The sequence below is a fragment of the Paraburkholderia sp. SIMBA_027 genome (assembly GCF_046535315.1).
In the GTDB taxonomy this organism is placed as follows: Bacteria; Pseudomonadota; Gammaproteobacteria; order Burkholderiales; family Burkholderiaceae; genus Paraburkholderia; species Paraburkholderia tropica.
The window spans coordinates 1-262 of sequence record NZ_JAWRWY010000876.1; the positions used below are offsets into that span (position 1 = coordinate 1).

1 pseudogene is annotated in these 262 nt (G+C 58.4%); it reads left to right on the forward strand.

Annotation, left to right across the window (positions count from 1 at the left end):
• Window positions 1–30 precede the first annotated feature (30 nt).
• Window positions 31–262 (forward strand): annotated as a pseudogene (locus SB764_RS41595) (carbohydrate ABC transporter permease); the annotation flags it as partial.

Below are 262 nucleotides of genomic sequence, written 5' to 3' on the forward strand. Positions count from 1 at the left end.
CGCAAAGTCACCACACAACGCAAGGTCATCATGACCGCGATCGCCTGGACGCTCGGGATCCTGATCTTCTTCCCGATCCTCTGGACGTTCCTGACCAGCTTCAAGTCGGAAGCCGATGCGATCGCCTCGCCGCCGCAGTTCCTGTTCTTCCACTGGACGACGGAGAACTATGCGGAAGTCCAGAGCCGGTCGAACTATCTCGGCCACTTCATGAACTCGGTGATCATCTCCTTCGGCTCGACGTTGCTCGGCCTGATCATCG